Here is a 16,831-nt window from a genome sequence, read left to right on the forward strand (position 1 = left end):
GACGGACGTCTGTGAAAGTAGGTCATTGTCAGGCTAGTTATACCCAGAACCCCTCGTAGCGAACGCTGCGGGGGGTTTTGCTTTTGGGGAACGCAGGTAATCCCCCGCGTCAACTCCCCCGCTGTTCTCCCCCGCATTTACTCCCAATTACGCATTGCGTCCGTTCGACACCGGCACGCCTATCGCTCTGCGCTTACAGTCTTCCCTCACACCATCCAATCACGCGTGAGTCCGCAGCTGGGCTCGGCACGTTCTCGCGGGGCGTGCGTGCGCGTAGACGACATCACAGCGACATCACAGGGAGCCTCGATGCATCCACAACGTTTCTTCCGGCAGGCTGCGGCCGCCGGCTTCAGTGTCCTTGCCTTGGCCACTGCCCTGCAGGCGCAGGCCCAGGCGGTGCGGCCGGGCAGTGACGTGCGTGCTGAACGCGCATCCTTGCCCAATGGCGTCACCAAAAGCACTTGGGCGGATGGATTGGAACATCCCTGGGGACTGGCTTTGTTGCCGTCCGGCGAAGCGTTGGTGACCGAGCGTCCAGGCCGGCTGCGTGTGGTCGCAAAAGACGGGTCCTTGTCGGCGCCTGTAACGGGTACGCCGCAGGTGGATGCGCGGGGGCAGGGGGGACTGCTGGACGTCGTTTTGCACCCGGACTTTGCGCGCAACCAGTGGGTCTATCTGAGCTATTCGGAACCGGGCGAAGCGGCGCGAACCAATAGCACTGCCGTGATGCGCGGCAAGCTGGTGCAGACCTCGGGCACGTGGGCGCTGACTGAGACGACCATGATCTTCCGGCAGGCCCCCAAGTATGCGAGCAGCCTGCACTTCGGGTCGCGCATGGTGTTCGATCGGGACGGCGCCTTGTTCGTGACCTTGGGCGAGCGATCGTCACGCAGCGTGGATGCGCAGGACCTGAGCACGCACCACGGCAAGGTCGTGCGACTGACCGATGCGGGCAAGCCGGCGCCAGGCAATCCTTATGCAGACCCTTCGGCTCAACGCACGACGAAGGGTGCGCTGCCCGAGATCTACTCCTTGGGCCATCGCAATCCTCAAGGCGCGGCGCTGGATCCGGTCAATGGCGAACTGTGGGTGGCCGAGCATGGGCCGCAGGGTGGGGACGAGGTCAACATCGTGAAGCGCGGCCAGAACTATGGCTGGCCCAAGTTCACCTACGGCGAGCAGTATGGCGGCGGCAAGATCGGTGAAGAAGCGTCCGCGCCAGGCTATATGCCGCCGCTGTACAGCTGGGTGCCATCGATTTCGCCGAGCGGCCTGGCGTTCTATACCAGCGACCGAATCCCGGAATGGAAGGGCAGTGTGCTGCTGGGTGCGTTGAGCGGCCAGGCCTTGATCCGGCTGCAGCGCCAGGGTGATCGGATCGTGAAGGAAGACCGCTATATGTCGGGCGAAGCGCGCGTGCGCAACGTGACGGTGGGCCGGCAAGGAGAGGTCTATCTGCTGACGGATGCACCACGCGGGCAAGTGATCGTGCTCAAGCCCGCGGGCGGTTGACCGGCTCGGGTCGATCGGGTGCTGACGCTTTCACGGCATGTCAGCATCGAAGACCACAATCTCATCGAACGCCAAGGCGCCACTGGCCGGCTGCTGCTGCGGGTACCCACGTAAAAACGCCCACAGCGACGTACGTCAATGTGGGCGTCAAGCGGTCCCGGAGTACCCGGGGGCATGCCAGGGCTGCTTGGTTTACTTCAAGTGGGCGTTCACGATCTTGGTCAGTTCGAACATATCGACGGTAGGCTTGCCGAACAGTTCTTTCAGCTTGGCATCGGCGTTGATGTTGCGCTTGGCCTTCGGGTCTTGCAGGTCGTGCTTCTTGATGTATTCCCAGATCTTGCGCGTGACTTCGGTACGCGGCAGCGGTTCCGAGCCGATGACCGCGGCCAGTTCGGCGCTCGGGGTCAGGGGCTTGAGGAAAGCTGCGTTGACTTTACGCGGAGCCTTGGTGGCTGCTGCTTTCTTGGCGGCAGGAGCCGCTTTCGTGCCGGCCGGCGCTGCTTTTTTAGCGGCGGGGGTCTTAGCCGGGGCTGCTTTCTTGGCGGGCGCGGCGGTTTTCGCTGCTGCCTTCTTGGCTGTGGCCATGCTGTACTCCTACAAAGAAGAATCGTCCGATCGGTAGCAGGGCCACACCGCAGTGCGCGAGAGAGGCAAACTCCAGTACTGCGGAATAACCCCGCGAGCGCAGCATATCGTTTCGCCAGGGAAAGCTACAACAAAATTTCGTTTGAATTGGTGTTTCCCAGCAGAATTTGCCCGGTGCGCAACGCTTGGACGTCACGCCAGGCCGGTAGAATGACCCGACCGTCTTTCATGAGCGCCGGTGCCGACTGTGAAATCTATGTCTTCCTTGCCCGTTCGTCTCGCCCGAAACGCCTGCTGCAGCGCGCTTTTCGGCCTGGTGGTAAGTGGCTGCGCAACGCATCCCGAATTGCCCAACTATGAAGATGAACACGACCATGAGCAGGTGGTTACACCTGCATCCGATGCGGTCGTGATTGCCCCTGAACAAGCCCTGGTGGTGTCGACGTCGGCGTCGCCGATTGGCGAGCCACCCGCAGGCTGGCAGCCGCTCATCATTCGCCGCGACAAGACTCGCACCAGCTATAGCGTCACGCATAAACACGTGGCGGCCAAGCCGACGCGCGTGCTGCATGCGGCCGCCGATTCATCGGCCAGCGGATTGTGGGTGCCGATGCCCGTGGCCCCGTCCGCATCGTCGATCACGTGGACGTGGCGCACCGATGCAATGATCCCGGGCGCGGACAGCACGCGCGCCGACGCCGAAGATGCGCCAACGCGGGTGGTGCTGGCATTCGATGGCGACATGAGCCGCCTGCCCATGAAGGAACGCATGCTGGCCGAAACGGCGCGCATGCTGTTGGGCCGCGACATGCCGTATGCGACGCTGATCTACACGTGGGATACGAAGCAACCCGTGGGCACGGTGATCGCCAATTCGCATACGTCGCGCGTGAAGAAGAAGGTGGTGGAATCCGGCCCCGCGCGCGTGGGCCAATGGCTGTCCTACAAGCGCGACTACGTGAAGGACTACACCGAGATATTTGGTGAACCTCCGGGCAAATTGTTGGGCGTGGGTGTACTGACCGACACCGACAACACGCGTCAGCGCGCCGAAGCCTGGTACGGCGATATTCATTTGCTGACCGAACGCACGACCGCGTTGGGGAACTCCCAGGGCCCGACGGCAATCGACTAGAAGCAGGCACGACGCAGACTTCGGAGAACAGGATGGATGTTGGGGTGGGCTTGCGGTCGCCGCTGGAAGCGATCCGCAAATTTCATGACGAGCTGACGGCGCTGCGGCGCGATCTGCACGCGCATCCGGAACTGGGATTCGAAGAGGTCCGCACGTCGGGCATCGTGGCGCGCAGTCTTGAACTGCTTGGCATCGAGGTGCACCGCGGCATCGGCAAGACCGGCCTGGTGGGCGTGATTCGCGGGCGGCGCTGCGACAGCGGCCGGATGATTGCGCTGCGTGCCGACATGGACGCGCTGCCCATGACCGAGCAGAACACCTTTGGCCATCGTTCGACCAAGCCCGGCCTGATGCATGGCTGCGGTCACGACGGGCACACCGCCATCCTGATAGGCGTCGCCAAATACCTGGCGCGCACCCGCAACTTCGACGGCACCGCCGTGTTGATATTCCAGCCCGCCGAAGAAGGCCTGGGCGGCGCGAAGGCGATGATCGAAGACGGGCTGTTCGATATCTTTCCGTGCAACGCCATCTACGCGATGCATAACTGGCCGGGCCTGCCGCCCGGCAAGATCGGCATCAACCCGGGCCCGATGATGGCGGCGGCCGACCGGTTCGAGATCGTCGTGAACGGCAAGGGCGGCCATGGCGCGCATCCTTACCAGACGATCGACCCGGTGGTGGTGGCCGCCCACATCATCACGGCGGCGCAATCCATCGTGTCGCGCAACGTGAGCCCGCTGGATGCGGCGGTGGTGTCGATCTGTTCGGTGCAGGCCGGCCATCCGGGCGCGATGAGTGTCATCCCGAGCGAGGCGCGGCTGGTGGGCACGGTTCGGACCTTCCGCCGCAGTGTGCAAGAGATGGTCGAGACGCGGCTGGGCGACATCGCGTCGTCGATCGCCGGGGCGTTCGGAGCGACGGCTGCGCTGAAGTACGAACGCATCTATCCGGCCACCATCAACACGCCGCACGAAGCCAATTTCGTGGCTGACGTCGCGACCGCGATGATCGGCAAGGACAACGTGATCCGCGACCTGACCCCATCGATGGGCGCCGAGGACTTTTCGTTCATGCTGCAGGGGCGGGCGGGTGCGTACTTCCGCGTCGGACAGGGCGGCGCCGAAAGCGGATGCTTCCTGCACAACACGGGCTACGACTTCAACGATGCGATCATTCCTGTCGGCGCCGGGGTGATGGCGTCGATCGTGGAACGCAGCATGCCGGTGGTGGACTGACCTGGACGAACGCACCCTGCATCAGGGGCCCGTCGCGGGCGAAGCGAACGACAGCGGTTAACATTCCCCACAACCTGCGGAGCGTTCCTTCCGCATTTCCCCATTTCCCGAAGCCGCTACGGCGGCCATGACGATGACGACTCCTACGCTTACGATCACCCGACCCGACGACTGGCACCTGCATCTGCGCGATGGCGAGGCGCTGGCGGCCGTGGTGGGGCATACCGCCGACCAGTTTGCCCGCGCCATCGTCATGCCCAACTTGAAACCGCCGGTCACCACGTCCGAGCAGGCCGGCGCGTACCGCGACCGCATCCTGCAGGCGCTGTCGTCGCGGCCGGCCGATGCGCCGGCATTTACGCCGCTGATGACGCTGTACCTGACCGACAATACGCCGCCCGCCGAAATCGAAAAGGCCAAGGCCTCGGGCTTCGTGCATGCGGTCAAGCTGTATCCCGCCGGCGCCACGACCAATTCCGACGCCGGGGTGACCGATCTGCTGGGGCGCTGCGCGCCAGCGCTTGAAGCCATGGAAAAAGTCGGCCTGCCGCTGCTGGTGCATGGCGAAGTGACCGATCCGGGCATTGACCTGTTCGATCGCGAAAAGGCGTTTATCGACACGGTCATGATTCCGCTGCGCAAGTCGTTCCCGGGGCTGAAAGTGGTCTTTGAACACATCACCACGGCGGACGCTGCCCACTATGTGCGCGATACCGATGGCCCCACCGCCGCGACCGTGACGGCGCATCACCTGCTGTACAACCGCAATGCGCTGTTCGTGGGCGGCGTGCGGCCGCACTGGTATTGCCTGCCGGTGCTGAAACGGGAGCGGCATCGCCAGGCGCTGGTCGAGGTCGCCACCAGCGGGAATCCCAAGTTCTTCCTTGGCACGGACAGCGCGCCGCATGCCCGGGGGCTGAAGGAACATGCTTGCGGCTGTGCGGGCTGCTACACCGCCCTGCACGCCATGGAGCTGTATGCGCAGGCGTTCGATCTGGCCGGCAAGATCGAGGCGCTGGAAGGCTTTGCCAGCTTCTTTGGCCCCGACTTCTATGGCCTGCCCCGCAACACCGGCACGCTGACCCTGCTGCGCGAACCCATGACGATCCCTGACGAACTCCCCTATGGTGCGCAGACGGTGGTGCCGCTTGCCGCCGGGGAGACGCTGCCATGGCGGGTCGCGAGCTGAACGCCGGGCCGCAGAATGGCCCCGACGACGCCCAGGACGGCACGAACGCGGGCGCAACCGTGATCGATTGGGAACAGCCCTGGTTCACCGGCGTGGCGCCTGCCGGCGCGCTGCTGTCGCTGGAGGCGGGCGAGCCGCTGTGCGATCGCCTGAATCGGCTGCTGGTGACGTCGTCGGCGCGGGGCGTGCGGCCGCAAATGGATTCGGGCAAGCCGATCGTATTCGCGCCCCAGTCCGACCTGCCGGACGGCACGCCCTACGAAAAGCACATCTACGACACGGGCCGCATCCCGACCCGCGACAACCTGCACGACCTGTTCAACGGCCTGGCCTGGCTGTCCTACCCGCACATCAAGTCGCGCCTGAACGCCACGCAGGCCCACGCGCTGGCGCAGCCGCACATGCCGCCGCCAGGTGAAGGCGGCAAGAACGGCCGCGGGGCACTTCGCGATGCGGTCACCCTGTTCGACGAAAACGGCCTGGTGCTGGCTTGCTCCAACGACGAACTGGCGACAGCGCTGCGGCGCTTCGACTGGCAGACGCTGTTCCAGGACCGGCGCACCGCCACGCTCGTGCAGACCGAGCCGTGGGTGGTGGGGCACGCGCTGCTCGAAAAGCTCATGAACCCGTACAAGTCGATCACGGCGCACACGTTGATCGTGCCGGTGGACGATTCCTACTTTCGCGCGTCGTTTGGCGAGCGGCGGTCCACCATCGACCGCCTGGTCAGCGACTGGCTGGCCAACTGGCCCTTCTTTACCCCGCGCGACCTGTCGCCGTTGCCCGTGCTGGGCCTGCCAGGGTGGTGGGCCGCCAACACGGCGCCCGGCTTTTACGACGATACCGACGTATTCCGGCCGGGGCGTTCGCGTCAGAGGTAAACTGTCGGCGCAGAGCAGATCAGGCAATCGCGGCGCGCAAGCGGCGAGGAAGGTCCGGACTCCATATAGCAGGATGGCGGCTAACGACCGTCCGGCGATCGTCCCGTGCGCAAGCATGGGGCGCGAAGCCGAGGAACAGGGCCACAGAGACGAGTCTGCGGCGAGGGCGGATTTCGATCCGCACCGGCACGGCATCTCCGTGCTGCGCGTTCGGGTCACCCCGGGCGCGGCGCAGCAGGGTGAAACGCGGCAACCTCCATCCGGAGCAACACCAAATAGGCATGCATGCGGCCCCCGGGCCGTGGAGGGCGGCTAGTTCGCGCATGCGGGTAGGTGGCTTGAGCTGGCCAGCAATGGTCCGCCTAGAGGAATGATTGCCCGCGGGGCGACCCGTGTACAGAATCCGGCCTATCGATCTGCTTTGCCTCCCCATTTCCGTACCGAAACGCCGCCTCGAGCAGGCCGTTTCGTGCGTCCCTACCCTTCGCCAACAGGAGAGGATCCCTTTCCCCCGATTCCAGGATGGCCGCGAGCAAGCCGTTTCGCCGTCCGTTTCAGGCGGATGTCAGGCTGGCCATCCTTCGTGGTCAGGCAAGTTTGGACAGCAATACGGGGTGGCCCGGGAAAGCACTTGTATCTAGTTACCACACTCTTGAGAGGGGCGTTTTTCCCGGAATCCTCACGTCTCGCATTCACTTCTACACCCAAGGCACTGATTCGATTCGATATTTCATATCGTGAATCTTCGAGCAAGTTCGGCTAAGTCCTTGTTACTAATGGATAAATGGCCGTTACCGGCTTGACCCTGCAAGGGCGGTCCTTTAGAGTGGGAAATAGTAGAATTTTGTGCAAAAAAGTGGGGTGACAAAGTCGTGTTCCAGGGCAGCAGCGCATTAACGCTGGATGCGAAGGGGCGGGTATCGATCCCGACCCGGCATCGTGACGCGTTGATGGTTCAAGCTGAAGGGCGCCTGACACTCACCCGACATCCCGATGGTTGCCTTCTGGTCTATCCTCGTCCGATTTGGGAAACGAAACGCGAACAGATCGCGGCGTTTCCGATGCAGGCGCGCGGGCTTCAGCGATTGTTGCTCGGAAGCGCGCAAGACGTCGAACTCGACGGAACGGGACGGATCCTGATTGCCCCCGAGTTACGCTCGGCTGCCTCCCTGGAACGCGATGTGATGCTGCTCGGCATGGGCGCGCACTTCGAACTCTGGGACGCCGCCGCTTTGGCCCGAAAAGAGCAGGAACTGCTCGATCAGGCCTCGCCAGAAGTCCTCAATCAGTTTTCTTTCTAAATCGTGAATTCCCCCTTTCAACATCGGCCCGTGCTGCTGGCGCCGACGATAGACGCGTTGTCCAGACAGGACGACGGCGACGCCGTGGGCGGCGTGTGGGTGGACACGACGTTCGGCCGTGGCGGTCATTCTCGCGCGCTTCTGGCGCGCCTGGGACCGGACGCACGGCTGATTGCTTTCGACAAAGACCCCCAGGCGGTTGAGGCGGCACGCGAAGTCGCGGCCGCCGATCCTCGCCTGACCATCGTGCATGCCGGCTTTGCCGATATCCGTGAAGAGCTGGCCGGGCTGGGCATCACCCAGGTCGACGGCGTCATGATGGATCTGGGAATTTCTTCGCCGCAGATCGACGATCCGGAGCGTGGATTTTCGTTCATGCGGGACGGCCCGCTCGATATGCGGATGGACACGACGCGCGGCCTGACCGCCGCGCAATGGCTTGCCGAGGCAAGCATCGACGATATGCGGGAGGTCATAGCGCGCTATGGAGAAGAACGGTTTGCTTTCCAGATTGCAAAGGCGATTGCAGCTGGCCGCGAGGTGCGGGCTCTTACGACAACCGGTGAGCTTGCCCACCTCGTGGCTGGTACAGTCCGCACGCGGGAGAAGGGGCAACATCCAGCGACACGCACCTTTCAAGCTATACGGATTTTCCTCAATCAGGAACTTGAAGAGCTCTCGCGTGCGCTCGCGTCCATTCTAGAGTTGCTTGCGCCGGGTGCGCGTCTCGCGGTGATCAGCTTTCACTCGCTGGAAGACCGCATCGTCAAGCAATTCATCGCGGCCGCCGCCAATCCGGGCGCCGAGACCGCTCGCCTGCCGATTCCCGAACGCGACCGGCCCCAGCCGGTGCTGCTGTCGATCGGCCGCATCCTGCCGACCCATGAAGAAGTCGACGGCAATCCGCGCGCGCGTTCCGCCGTGCTGCGGGTGGCCGAGCGCACGTCGGTGCCGCTGCCTGCCGAAGGCGGCGCGGCGTTCATCCGGTCCGAATTGCCCGTGGGTGCGGCTCGCCGCCCCGCGTCGTCGCGTCCGCGGCAGGTGCGTGCGCAAGCACGCTCGTCGACCTAGGTCCCGGCGCCATGGCCCGTCTTCTGTTCGTCCTGACCCTCGCGCTGATCGGCTGCGCGCTGTCGCTCGTCAGCAGCCAGTACGAAGCGCGCAGCCTGTTCATGGAGCTGGAACGCGCGCAGGTCGTGACGCGCGACCTGGACGTGGACTGGCGCCGTCTGCAGCTGGAACAGACCGATCATTCCAAGCACGGCCTGATCGACAATGTGGCCCGCAACACGCTCAAGATGGAGCCGGTCACGCCGGCTCGCACCATTTATCTCGCGCAGCGCCGCGACCAGGGCGATGCGCCCGTGGTCCTGCCGTTCGGACCGCTGGGCGAACCGATGCCGGCGCCTGCCGGCCGCAATCCGTCGGGAGCCCGCCGATGAAGCGCAAGAGCACACAAAGCGTCCGCTTTTCGTCCAACCCCGTGCTGCATGCCAAGCTGCCGCCATGGCGGTCGCGCTTCGTGCTGTTCCTGCTGTTCGCCGGCTTTGCGACCTTGATGGTGCGGGCCCTGTATCTGCAGGGACTGTCGAACGAATTCCTGCAGCGGCAGGGCGAATCGCGCTATGCGCGCACGCTGGTGCTGCCGGCGTCGCGCGGCAAGATCACCGACCGCAACGGCGTGGTGATCGCGTCGAGCGTGCCCGCGCGCGCCGTGTGGGCGATCCCGGAAGACGTGAAGGCGCCGCCCGACAAGCTGGCCGAACTGGCGAACCTGCTGGGCATTCCGCTGCGCGATCTGCAGCGCAAGCTGTCCAATGAAGACAAGACGTTTGTCTACCTGAAGCGCCAGCTGACGGTCGAGACGGCCGACAAAGTGGCCGCGCTGGGCCTGGAAGGCATCCACCAGCAACGCGAAACGATGCGCTACTACCCGGAAGGGGAAATGGTGGCGCACGTGCTGGGCTTTACCAATATCGAAGACAAGGGCCAGGAAGGCATCGAGCTGGCGTACAACTCGCAGCTGGCAGGCCGCGCCGGCAGCCGCCGCGTGATCAAGGACCGTCTGGGCCGCGTGGTCGAAGACGTGCAGGCCGTGCGTTCGCCCGCCAACGGCCACGACCTGACGCTGTCGATCGACACCCGCATTCAATACCTGCTGTTTTCGCAATTGAAGGCGGCGGTGGACAAGAGCAAGGCGCGCGGCGCGGCCGCGGTCGTGGTCGATACCCGCACGGGCGAGATCCTGGCGCTGGTCAATCTGCCGACCTACAACCCGAATGCCCGCGAAGGGCTCAATGGCGGCCAGTTGCGCAATCGCGCGCTGACCGACACGTTCGAGCCGGGTTCGACCATCAAGCCGTTTTCCATTGCGCTGGCCATGGACCTGGGCCGTATCCGTCCGACCAGCACGTTCGACACCGGCAATGGCCGCATGACGTTCTTTGGCCGGTCGATTTCGGACACCCACGGCTACGGGGTGTTGAGCACAGCCGGCGTTATCGAGAAGTCGAGCAACATCGGCACGTCGCTGATTGCGAACCTGATCGAAAACCGCGAAATGTGGAACAAGTACAGCGAGCTGGGCTTCGGCCAGGTGCCGAAGCTGGACTTTCCGGGTGCGGTGGCGGGCCGCCTGCGGCCGTATGACCGGTGGCGTCCGATTGAAAAGGCCACGATGGCTTACGGCTACGGCCTGTCGGTGTCGCTGGTGCAGATGGCCCAGGCCTACACGGTGTTTGCCCGCAATGGCGACATGGTGCCGCTGTCGTTCCTGAAGACCGATCGCGAGCCGACCCCGACGCAGGTTTACACACCGGCCACGGCCCGGACCATGCGCAAGATGATGGAAGCCGTGACGGGCGCGGGCGGCACCGCCGTGCAGGCGCAGGTCATGGGCTATCGCATTGCCGGCAAGACCGGCACCGCGCGCAAGATCATCAACGGCGCCTACAGCACCAAGTATGTGGCGTCGTTCATCGGGCTGGCGCCCGCGTCCAACCCGCGCCTGGTCGTGGCGGTGATGATGGACGAACCGACCACCGGCAGCGTGTACGGCGGCGCCGTCGCGGGCCCGGTGTTCTCGAATGTGGTGGGCGGCACCCTGCGGTTGATGGGCGTCGAACCCGATGCGCCGTTCAAGTCGCTGGTCGTGCCCGATGTGCCGTTGATGGAAGAAGTGCTGTGAGCGCGGTGGACTTCCGCACGCAGGCGCGCGATCCGTCCGCCCTGGTGGCGTGGCTGCGCGCGAACGTGCTGGCGTCGGCGCAGCTGACCCTGGATTCGCGGGCGGTGGTGGCGGGCGACGTGTTCCTGGCCTACCCGGGGGCGCGCAGCGATGGCCGCGACTACCTGCGCCAGGCGCTGGCGCAAGGCGCCGCGGCCGTGGTGTATGAAGCGGCCGAAGGCGCCCATGGCGCCGAGATCGATGCGGTGCTGGCGGAACGTGGCGTGCCTGCGTGCGCCTTTGTCGGCCTGAAAGAAGCCTTGGGCGAGACGGCGTCGGCCTGGTATGGCGAGCCATCCAAGGCCATGACCGTGATCGCAGTGACCGGCACCAATGGCAAGACGTCGTGCACGCAATGGCTGGCCGATGCGTTGACCGCCCATGGCCAGCCCTGCGGCGTGATCGGCACGCTGGGCATTCGCACGCCGACGGCCGATGGCGCGGGCGCGCATGTCGTGACCGGGCTGACGACGCCCGACGCCGTGGCCCTGCACCGGTCGCTGGCGCAGATGCGCGCGGCGGGCACGGTGGCCGTGGCGATCGAGGCATCGTCGATCGGCATTGCCGAAGGCCGTATGGATGGTCTGCACGTGGATGTGGCCGTGCTGACCAACCTGACGCGCGATCACCTGGACTACCACGGCGACATGGCCGAATACGAACGGCAGAAGACGCGGCTGTTCACCTGGAAGGGCGTGCGCGCGGCCATCGTCAACCTGGATGATCCGGCCGGGCATCGCGTGCTGGAGGCGATCGCGGCGAATGCAGCCGAAGCCAGCGCGGTCGAACCGGTGGCCCTGACGGGTTTCACCCTCGACGCCGCATCGGCAGTGATGCCCGCCGGCGTTGCCGTCCTGTCGGCCAGCGATCTGCACGGCACGAGCCAGGGCATGGTCTTTACCTTGAACCTGGATGACCGGTCGGTGCAGATCGCCACGCACTTGCTGGGCGCGCACAACGTGGCCAACCTGCTGGCCGTGGGCGGCGTGCTGCGCGCGCTGGGCTGGTCGGTGCAGGACACGGCGGGCGCGCTGGGGTCGGCCCAGGCCGCGCCGGGCCGCCTGGAAGCCGTGGCCGCGCCAGACAGCACGCCGGGTCACGGCACCCCCCTGGTGGTGGTCGACTACGCCCATTCGCCCGACGCGCTGGAACGCGCGATCGACGCATTGCTGCCCGTGGCGGCCGCGCGCGGCGGCCGCTGCGTGTGCGTGTTCGGCTGCGGCGGCGATCGCGACGCCGGCAAGCGCCCGGAAATGGGCCGCATCGCGGCGGCGCGCGCCGACCGTGTCGTTGTCACCAGCGACAATCCGCGCAGCGAATCGCCGCGCGCCATCATCGAACAGATCCTTGCCGGCGTGCCCGCGGATCTGCTGCAGCATGCTGACCGCGTGACGTCCGACATCGATCGGGCGCACGCCATCCGCGCCGCCATTCTGGGCGCGGACATCCACGACGTGATCCTGCTCGCGGGCAAGGGTCACGAGTCTTACCAGGAAATTGCCGGTGTGCGACAGCCCTTCTCGGATGTCGACGAAGCGCGCAAGGTGCTTGCCGGCTACCCGCGACAGGAAACACGTATTTTGGGCTTCATGAGTCTGGCGGATGCGACGTCCGCCATGCAAGGCGTGCTGCACGGCGCATCGGGTGAAACGGCCGCCGCGCCGCGCATCGCGATCCACGGTGTCAGCACGGATTCACGCAGCGTTGCCGCAAGCGACCTGTTCATTGCGCTGGTGGGCGACACATTCGATGCGCACGATTACGTCGCGGCCGTGGCGCAAGCCGGTGCGGCGGCGGTCGTGGTGCAGCGTCCGATGGACGATGTGGGCGTGCCACAGATCGTCGTGTCCGACACGCGCGTGGCGCTGGCCCGTCTGGCCGCCGCCTGGCGCGCGCGGTTTGCGATTCCGCTGATTGGCGTGACCGGCAGCAATGGCAAGACGACCACCAAGGAAATGATCGCGTCGATTCTGGCGGCGTGGCATGGCGAGCCGGCGCGTCTGGCGACCCGCGGCAATCTGAACAATGAGATCGGCGTGCCGCTGACCTTGCTGCGCCTGACCCCTGAGCACCAGAGCGCGGTGGTGGAATTGGGCATGAACCACCCGGGCGAGATCGCCCAGCTGGCGCATATTGCCGCGCCGACCGTGGGCCTGGTGAACAACGCGCAGCGCGAGCATCAGGAATTCATGCATACCGTGGAAGCGGTCGCGCGTGAAAACGGCGCCGTGATCGAGCACCTGCCGCCCGATGGCGTGGCCGTGTTCCCGAGCGACGATCCGCATACCCCGATCTGGATGGCGCTGGCCGGTGCGCGTCCGTGCCTGCGGTTTGGCCTGGACGGTACGGCTGACGTGACTGCCGACGTCACGGCCACGGGCATCGACATGCAGGCTTTCGATACCCGCTTTACGTTGGTGACTCCGGCGGGTTCGGCACCGGTCGTGCTGGCCGCGGCCGGGCTGCACAACGTGCGCAACGCATTGGCCGCCGCGGCCTGCGCGCTGGCCATTGGCACGCCGTTGGCTAAGGTCGTGGATGGTCTGCAGGCGTTTGCGCCGGTCAAGGGCCGCATGCAGCGTCATGCGCTGCCCTCCGGCGGCCTGCTGATCGACGACACCTATAACGCCAATCCGGATTCGGCCCGCGCCGCGATCGACGTGCTGGCCAGCCTGCCGTCACCGCGTGTCCTGGTATTGGGTGACATGGGCGAAGTTGGCAATGACGGCCCCGCCATGCATCGGGAAGTGGGCGAATACGCCCGTGCCTGCGGCATCGATGCGGTGTTCGCGCTGGGCGATGCCACGCGCGACACGGTGGCGGCGTTCAACGACGGCCAAGGCAATGACGCTGGCAACGACAACGCCACCCGGCGCGGTGTGCATGCGGACCGGGTGGAAGACCTGGCCCCGGCGATCCGGGCCGTGCGGCCGGCGTCGGTGCTGGTGAAGGGTTCACGCTTCATGCGTATGGAACGGGTGGTGGCGGCCTTGCTGGCCGGCAACGACCCGTCAAATGACTTTTTGAATGGTACGCGGAATGCTGCTTGAACTGGCCCAGTGGCTATCCGAAGACTTCCGGGGCTTCTCGGTTTTCAGCTATATCACGCTGCGCGCGGTGTTCGCATGCGCAACGTCGTTGTTGATCGGGCTGGTGGCCGGGCCGTGGGTGATCCGCCGCCTGACCGCGCTCAAGATCGGCCAGGCCGTGCGCGCCTACGGTCCGGAATCGCATCTGGTCAAGAACGGCACGCCGACCATGGGCGGCGCGCTGATCCTGATTTCGATCGGCGTGTCGACCGTGTTGTGGGCCGACTGGAGCAACCGCTTCGTGTGGGTGGTGCTGCTGGTGACCTTCGGCTTTGGCTGGATCGGCTGGGCCGACGATTACCGCAAGGTGGTGCGCCGCGATCCGGAAGGCATGCCGGCGCGCGAAAAGATGTTCTGGCAGGCGCTGATCGGCCTGGTGGCCTCGGTCTATCTGACCTTTGCGATCGCGGCGCCCGACCTGGCCGGCACCTGGGTGCTGTTCCGGGATTGGATCCACGGCGGCTTCACGATGGCGTTGCCGACGCGGGCCGACCTGATCGTGCCGTTCTTCAAGAGCATCAGCCTGCCGCTGGGCGCGCTGGGCTTCATGGTGCTGACGTGGATGGTGATTGTTGGCACCAGCAATGCGGTCAACCTGACCGACGGGCTGGATGGCCTGGCGATCATGCCGACCGTGCTGGTGGGCAGTGCGCTGGGCGTGTTCGCGTATGTCGTCGGCCGGACCGACTATTCGCGCTACCTGCTGTTTCCGTACATTCCGGGCGCATCGGAACTGATGGTGATCTGCGCGGCGCTGGCCGGCGCGGGCCTGGCGTTCCTGTGGTTCAACGCGTATCCGGCGCAGGTGTTCATGGGTGACGTCGGCGCGCTGGCGCTGGGCGGCGCGCTGGGCACCATGGCCGTGATCGTGCGCCAGGAAATCGTGCTGTTCATCATGGGCGGCGTGTTCGTGGTCGAAACGCTGTCGGTGATCATGCAGGTCACGTGGTTCAAGTACACGAAGAAGCGGTATGGCCAAGGCCGCCGCATCTTCAAGATGGCGCCGCTGCACCATCACTTTGAAGTCAGCGGCTGGAAAGAAACGCAGGTCGTCGTGCGGTTCTGGATCATCACCATGATGTTGGTGCTGATCGGACTGTCGACCCTCAAGTTGCGGTGATGTGGAAGCCTTGATGGACACGCTGGAGTCTCCTGTCGCGATGCCGTTCACCCTGGTCCTTGGCCTGGGCGAGACGGGCTCGGCCGCCGTGCAGTGGTGCGTACGCACCGGCTGCGGCGTGCGCGTCGCCGACACGCGGACCGAAACGAACGGCCTGGCCGCGCTGCGCGAGCAGGCGGGCGACGCCGAGTTCGTGCTCGGCGCGGCGGCCCTGCGGGACATCGATGGCGAATCGCAGTTCGACCCCGCGCTGCTGGATGGCGTGGAACGTGTCGTGTTGAGCCCCGGCCTGTCGCCCCGCCTGGCTCCGGCCCGCGCGCTGGTCGATGCGGCCAAGGCACGCGGCATTCCGGTCATCGGCGAAATCGAACTGTTCGCGCAAGCACTGAACATGCTCAAGAATGAGCAGGCTTATGCCCCCAAGGTATTGGCCATTACCGGCACCAATGGCAAGACCACGGTCACGTCCCTGACCGGCCGGCTGGTGGCCGCCGCGGGCAAGTCGGTGGCGGTGGCGGGCAACATCAGCCCCGCCGCGCTGACGGCCCTGATGGCCGCGCAAGACGCCGGCGCCTTGCCCGACGTGTGGGTGCTGGAGCTGTCCAGCTTCCAGATGGAGACCACGAGCAGCCTGCGGCCCGACGCCGCGGTGGTGCTGAACGTGACGCAGGACCACCTGGACTGGCATGGCGACATGGCGTCCTACGCTGCCGCCAAAGCCAAGCTGCTGGCCGCGTCCGCCATCGCGATCGTGAATCGTGATGACCCGACCACGGTCGCCATGGTCGATCGCCTGGACGCCGAACGGGTGCGCAGCTTTGGCCGCGACCTGCCCGCGCTGGCCGGCGACATGGGCATGGACCACAGCCATGGCGTGGCCTGGCTGGCCGAATCGGCGTTTGACGAATTCGATGCCGAGCCGGTCAAGCGCAAAAAGAACGATCCCATCCTGCGGGCCGCCGGGCGCGTCGTGCGCCTGATGCCGGTCGACGCCTTGCTGGTGCGCGGTCAGCACAACGCCGCCAATGTGCTGGCGGCGCTGCAACTGGCCCGGTGCATCGGCCTGTCGTTGGTGCCGATGCTGCACTCGGTGCGCGATTACCGCGGCGAGCCGCATCGGGTGGAATTCCTGCGCACCATTGGTGGCGTGGACTTCATCGACGACAGCAAGGGCACGAACGTGGGCGCCACCGTGGCGGCGCTCGAAGGCCTGGGCCAGCGGTCGGTGTTGATCGCGGGCGGTGTGGGTAAGGGGCAGGACTTTGCACCCCTGGCGCGCGCCGTGGCGCTGCATGCCCGCGCCGTGGTCCTGATCGGGCGCGACGCACCTGCGATTGCCGATGCCTTGGCCAGCACCAACGTGCCGCTGGTGACGAGCGAGTCGCTCGAAGCCGCCGTCCATACCGCCCTGACACACGCCGAAGATGGCGACGCGGTGCTGCTGTCGCCAGCCTGCGCCAGCTTCGACATGTTCCGCGACTACAAGCACCGCGCCGATGTGTTCGACGCCGCGGTCACCGAACTCGCGCACGACCGCGGAGAGATCTGA

General features: G+C 65.6%; 13 protein-coding genes and 1 other RNA gene. 13 read left to right on the plus strand and 1 reads right to left on the minus strand.

The genetic code is table 11. The features are described from left to right. The first annotated feature begins 309 nt into the window (after positions 1–309). Complete coding sequence (locus HD883_RS20290) at positions 310–1,515, plus strand: PQQ-dependent sugar dehydrogenase (protein WP_179588821.1); 1,206 nt, start codon at positions 310–312, stop codon at positions 1,513–1,515. A 192-nt stretch (positions 1,516–1,707) separates the two neighbouring features. On the opposite strand, the gene HD883_RS20295 is transcribed toward HD883_RS20290, so the two are convergent. Continuing rightward, on the minus strand, positions 1,708–2,103 hold the full coding sequence (locus tag HD883_RS20295; RefSeq protein WP_179588822.1) for an SWIB/MDM2 domain-containing protein: 396 nt from the start codon (positions 2,101–2,103) through the stop codon (positions 1,708–1,710). A 346-nt stretch (positions 2,104–2,449) separates the two neighbouring features. Between HD883_RS20295 and HD883_RS20300 the strand changes: the two genes are divergently transcribed. From HD883_RS20300 to murD, 12 genes are all read left to right on the plus strand, one after another. Further along, positions 2,450–3,238 (plus strand): DUF3047 domain-containing protein, encoded by a 789-nt coding sequence (locus tag HD883_RS20300; RefSeq protein ID WP_179588823.1) that lies wholly within the window; start codon positions 2,450–2,452, stop codon positions 3,236–3,238. Positions 3,239–3,282: 44 nt separating this feature from the next. Continuing rightward, positions 3,283–4,476 carry a M20 aminoacylase family protein gene (locus HD883_RS20305; RefSeq protein ID WP_179589697.1) on the plus strand — a complete coding sequence of 398 codons (1,194 nt, stop codon included), beginning with the start codon at positions 3,283–3,285 and terminating at the stop codon, positions 4,474–4,476. A gap of 133 nt (positions 4,477–4,609) precedes the next feature. Beyond that, the gene (gene pyrC / locus HD883_RS20310; protein ID WP_179588824.1) at positions 4,610–5,665 is read left to right on the plus strand and encodes a dihydroorotase; all 1,056 of its coding nucleotides are present in this window, start codon (positions 4,610–4,612) and stop codon (positions 5,663–5,665) included. Next, positions 5,647–6,546 (plus strand): DUF3025 domain-containing protein, encoded by a 900-nt coding sequence (locus HD883_RS20315; protein WP_179588825.1) that lies wholly within the window; start codon positions 5,647–5,649, stop codon positions 6,544–6,546. The genes pyrC and HD883_RS20315 overlap by 19 nt, the downstream gene beginning before the upstream one ends. A gap of 11 nt (positions 6,547–6,557) precedes the next feature. Then, an RNA gene (gene rnpB, locus HD883_RS20320) (RNase P RNA component class A) lies at positions 6,558–6,973 on the plus strand. 445 nt (positions 6,974–7,418) lie between these two features. Continuing rightward, entirely contained in the window at positions 7,419–7,847 is a 429-nt protein-coding gene (mraZ, locus tag HD883_RS20325; RefSeq protein ID WP_179588826.1) for a division/cell wall cluster transcriptional repressor MraZ, read from the plus strand. Then, a complete protein-coding gene (gene rsmH, locus HD883_RS20330) occupies positions 7,848–8,918 on the plus strand; it encodes a 16S rRNA (cytosine(1402)-N(4))-methyltransferase RsmH (protein ID WP_179589699.1) in 1,071 nt (356 codons plus the stop codon). Positions 8,919–8,929: 11 nt separating this feature from the next. Beyond that, entirely contained in the window at positions 8,930–9,289 is a 360-nt protein-coding gene (gene ftsL / locus HD883_RS20335) for a cell division protein FtsL (RefSeq protein ID WP_179588827.1), read from the plus strand. Continuing rightward, positions 9,286–11,034: a peptidoglycan D,D-transpeptidase FtsI family protein gene (locus HD883_RS20340; RefSeq protein ID WP_179588828.1), complete on the plus strand. Its 1,749-nt coding sequence runs from the start codon at positions 9,286–9,288 to the stop codon at positions 11,032–11,034. The genes ftsL and HD883_RS20340 overlap by 4 nt, the downstream gene beginning before the upstream one ends. After that, a complete protein-coding gene (gene murF / locus HD883_RS20345) occupies positions 11,031–14,123 on the plus strand; it encodes a bifunctional UDP-N-acetylmuramoyl-L-alanyl-D-glutamate--2,6-diaminopimelate ligase MurE/UDP-N-acetylmuramoyl-tripeptide--D-alanyl-D-alanine ligase MurF (protein ID WP_373563442.1) in 3,093 nt (1,030 codons plus the stop codon). The genes HD883_RS20340 and murF overlap by 4 nt, the downstream gene beginning before the upstream one ends. After that, positions 14,113–15,282, plus strand: a complete 1,170-nt coding sequence (mraY, locus tag HD883_RS20350; RefSeq protein ID WP_179589703.1) for a phospho-N-acetylmuramoyl-pentapeptide-transferase — start codon at positions 14,113–14,115, stop codon at positions 15,280–15,282. The genes murF and mraY overlap by 11 nt, the downstream gene beginning before the upstream one ends. A 13-nt stretch (positions 15,283–15,295) precedes the next feature. After that, entirely contained in the window at positions 15,296–16,831 is a 1,536-nt protein-coding gene (gene murD / locus HD883_RS20355) for a UDP-N-acetylmuramoyl-L-alanine--D-glutamate ligase (RefSeq protein WP_179588829.1), read from the plus strand.

Source organism: Pigmentiphaga litoralis, from assembly GCF_013408655.1.
Classification (GTDB): Bacteria; Pseudomonadota; Gammaproteobacteria; order Burkholderiales; family Burkholderiaceae_B; genus Pigmentiphaga; species Pigmentiphaga litoralis_A.

Bases quoted from the DNA above. Each gene is read 5' to 3' on its own strand.
- HD883_RS20290 (WP_179588821.1), top strand. From the start codon at position 310: ATGCATCCACAACGTTTCTTCCGGCAGGCTGCGGCCGCCGGCTTCAGT.
- HD883_RS20295 (WP_179588822.1), bottom strand. From the start codon at position 2,103: ATGGCCACAGCCAAGAAGGCAGCAGCGAAAACCGCCGCGCCCGCCAAG.
- pyrC (WP_179588824.1), top strand. From the start codon at position 4,610: ATGACGACTCCTACGCTTACGATCACCCGACCCGACGACTGGCACCTG.
- HD883_RS20315 (WP_179588825.1), top strand. From the start codon at position 5,647: ATGGCGGGTCGCGAGCTGAACGCCGGGCCGCAGAATGGCCCCGACGAC.
- ftsL (WP_179588827.1), top strand. From the start codon at position 8,930: ATGGCCCGTCTTCTGTTCGTCCTGACCCTCGCGCTGATCGGCTGCGCG.
- HD883_RS20340 (WP_179588828.1), top strand. From the start codon at position 9,286: ATGAAGCGCAAGAGCACACAAAGCGTCCGCTTTTCGTCCAACCCCGTG.
- mraY (WP_179589703.1), top strand. From the start codon at position 14,113: ATGCTGCTTGAACTGGCCCAGTGGCTATCCGAAGACTTCCGGGGCTTC.
- murD (WP_179588829.1), top strand. From the start codon at position 15,296: ATGGACACGCTGGAGTCTCCTGTCGCGATGCCGTTCACCCTGGTCCTT.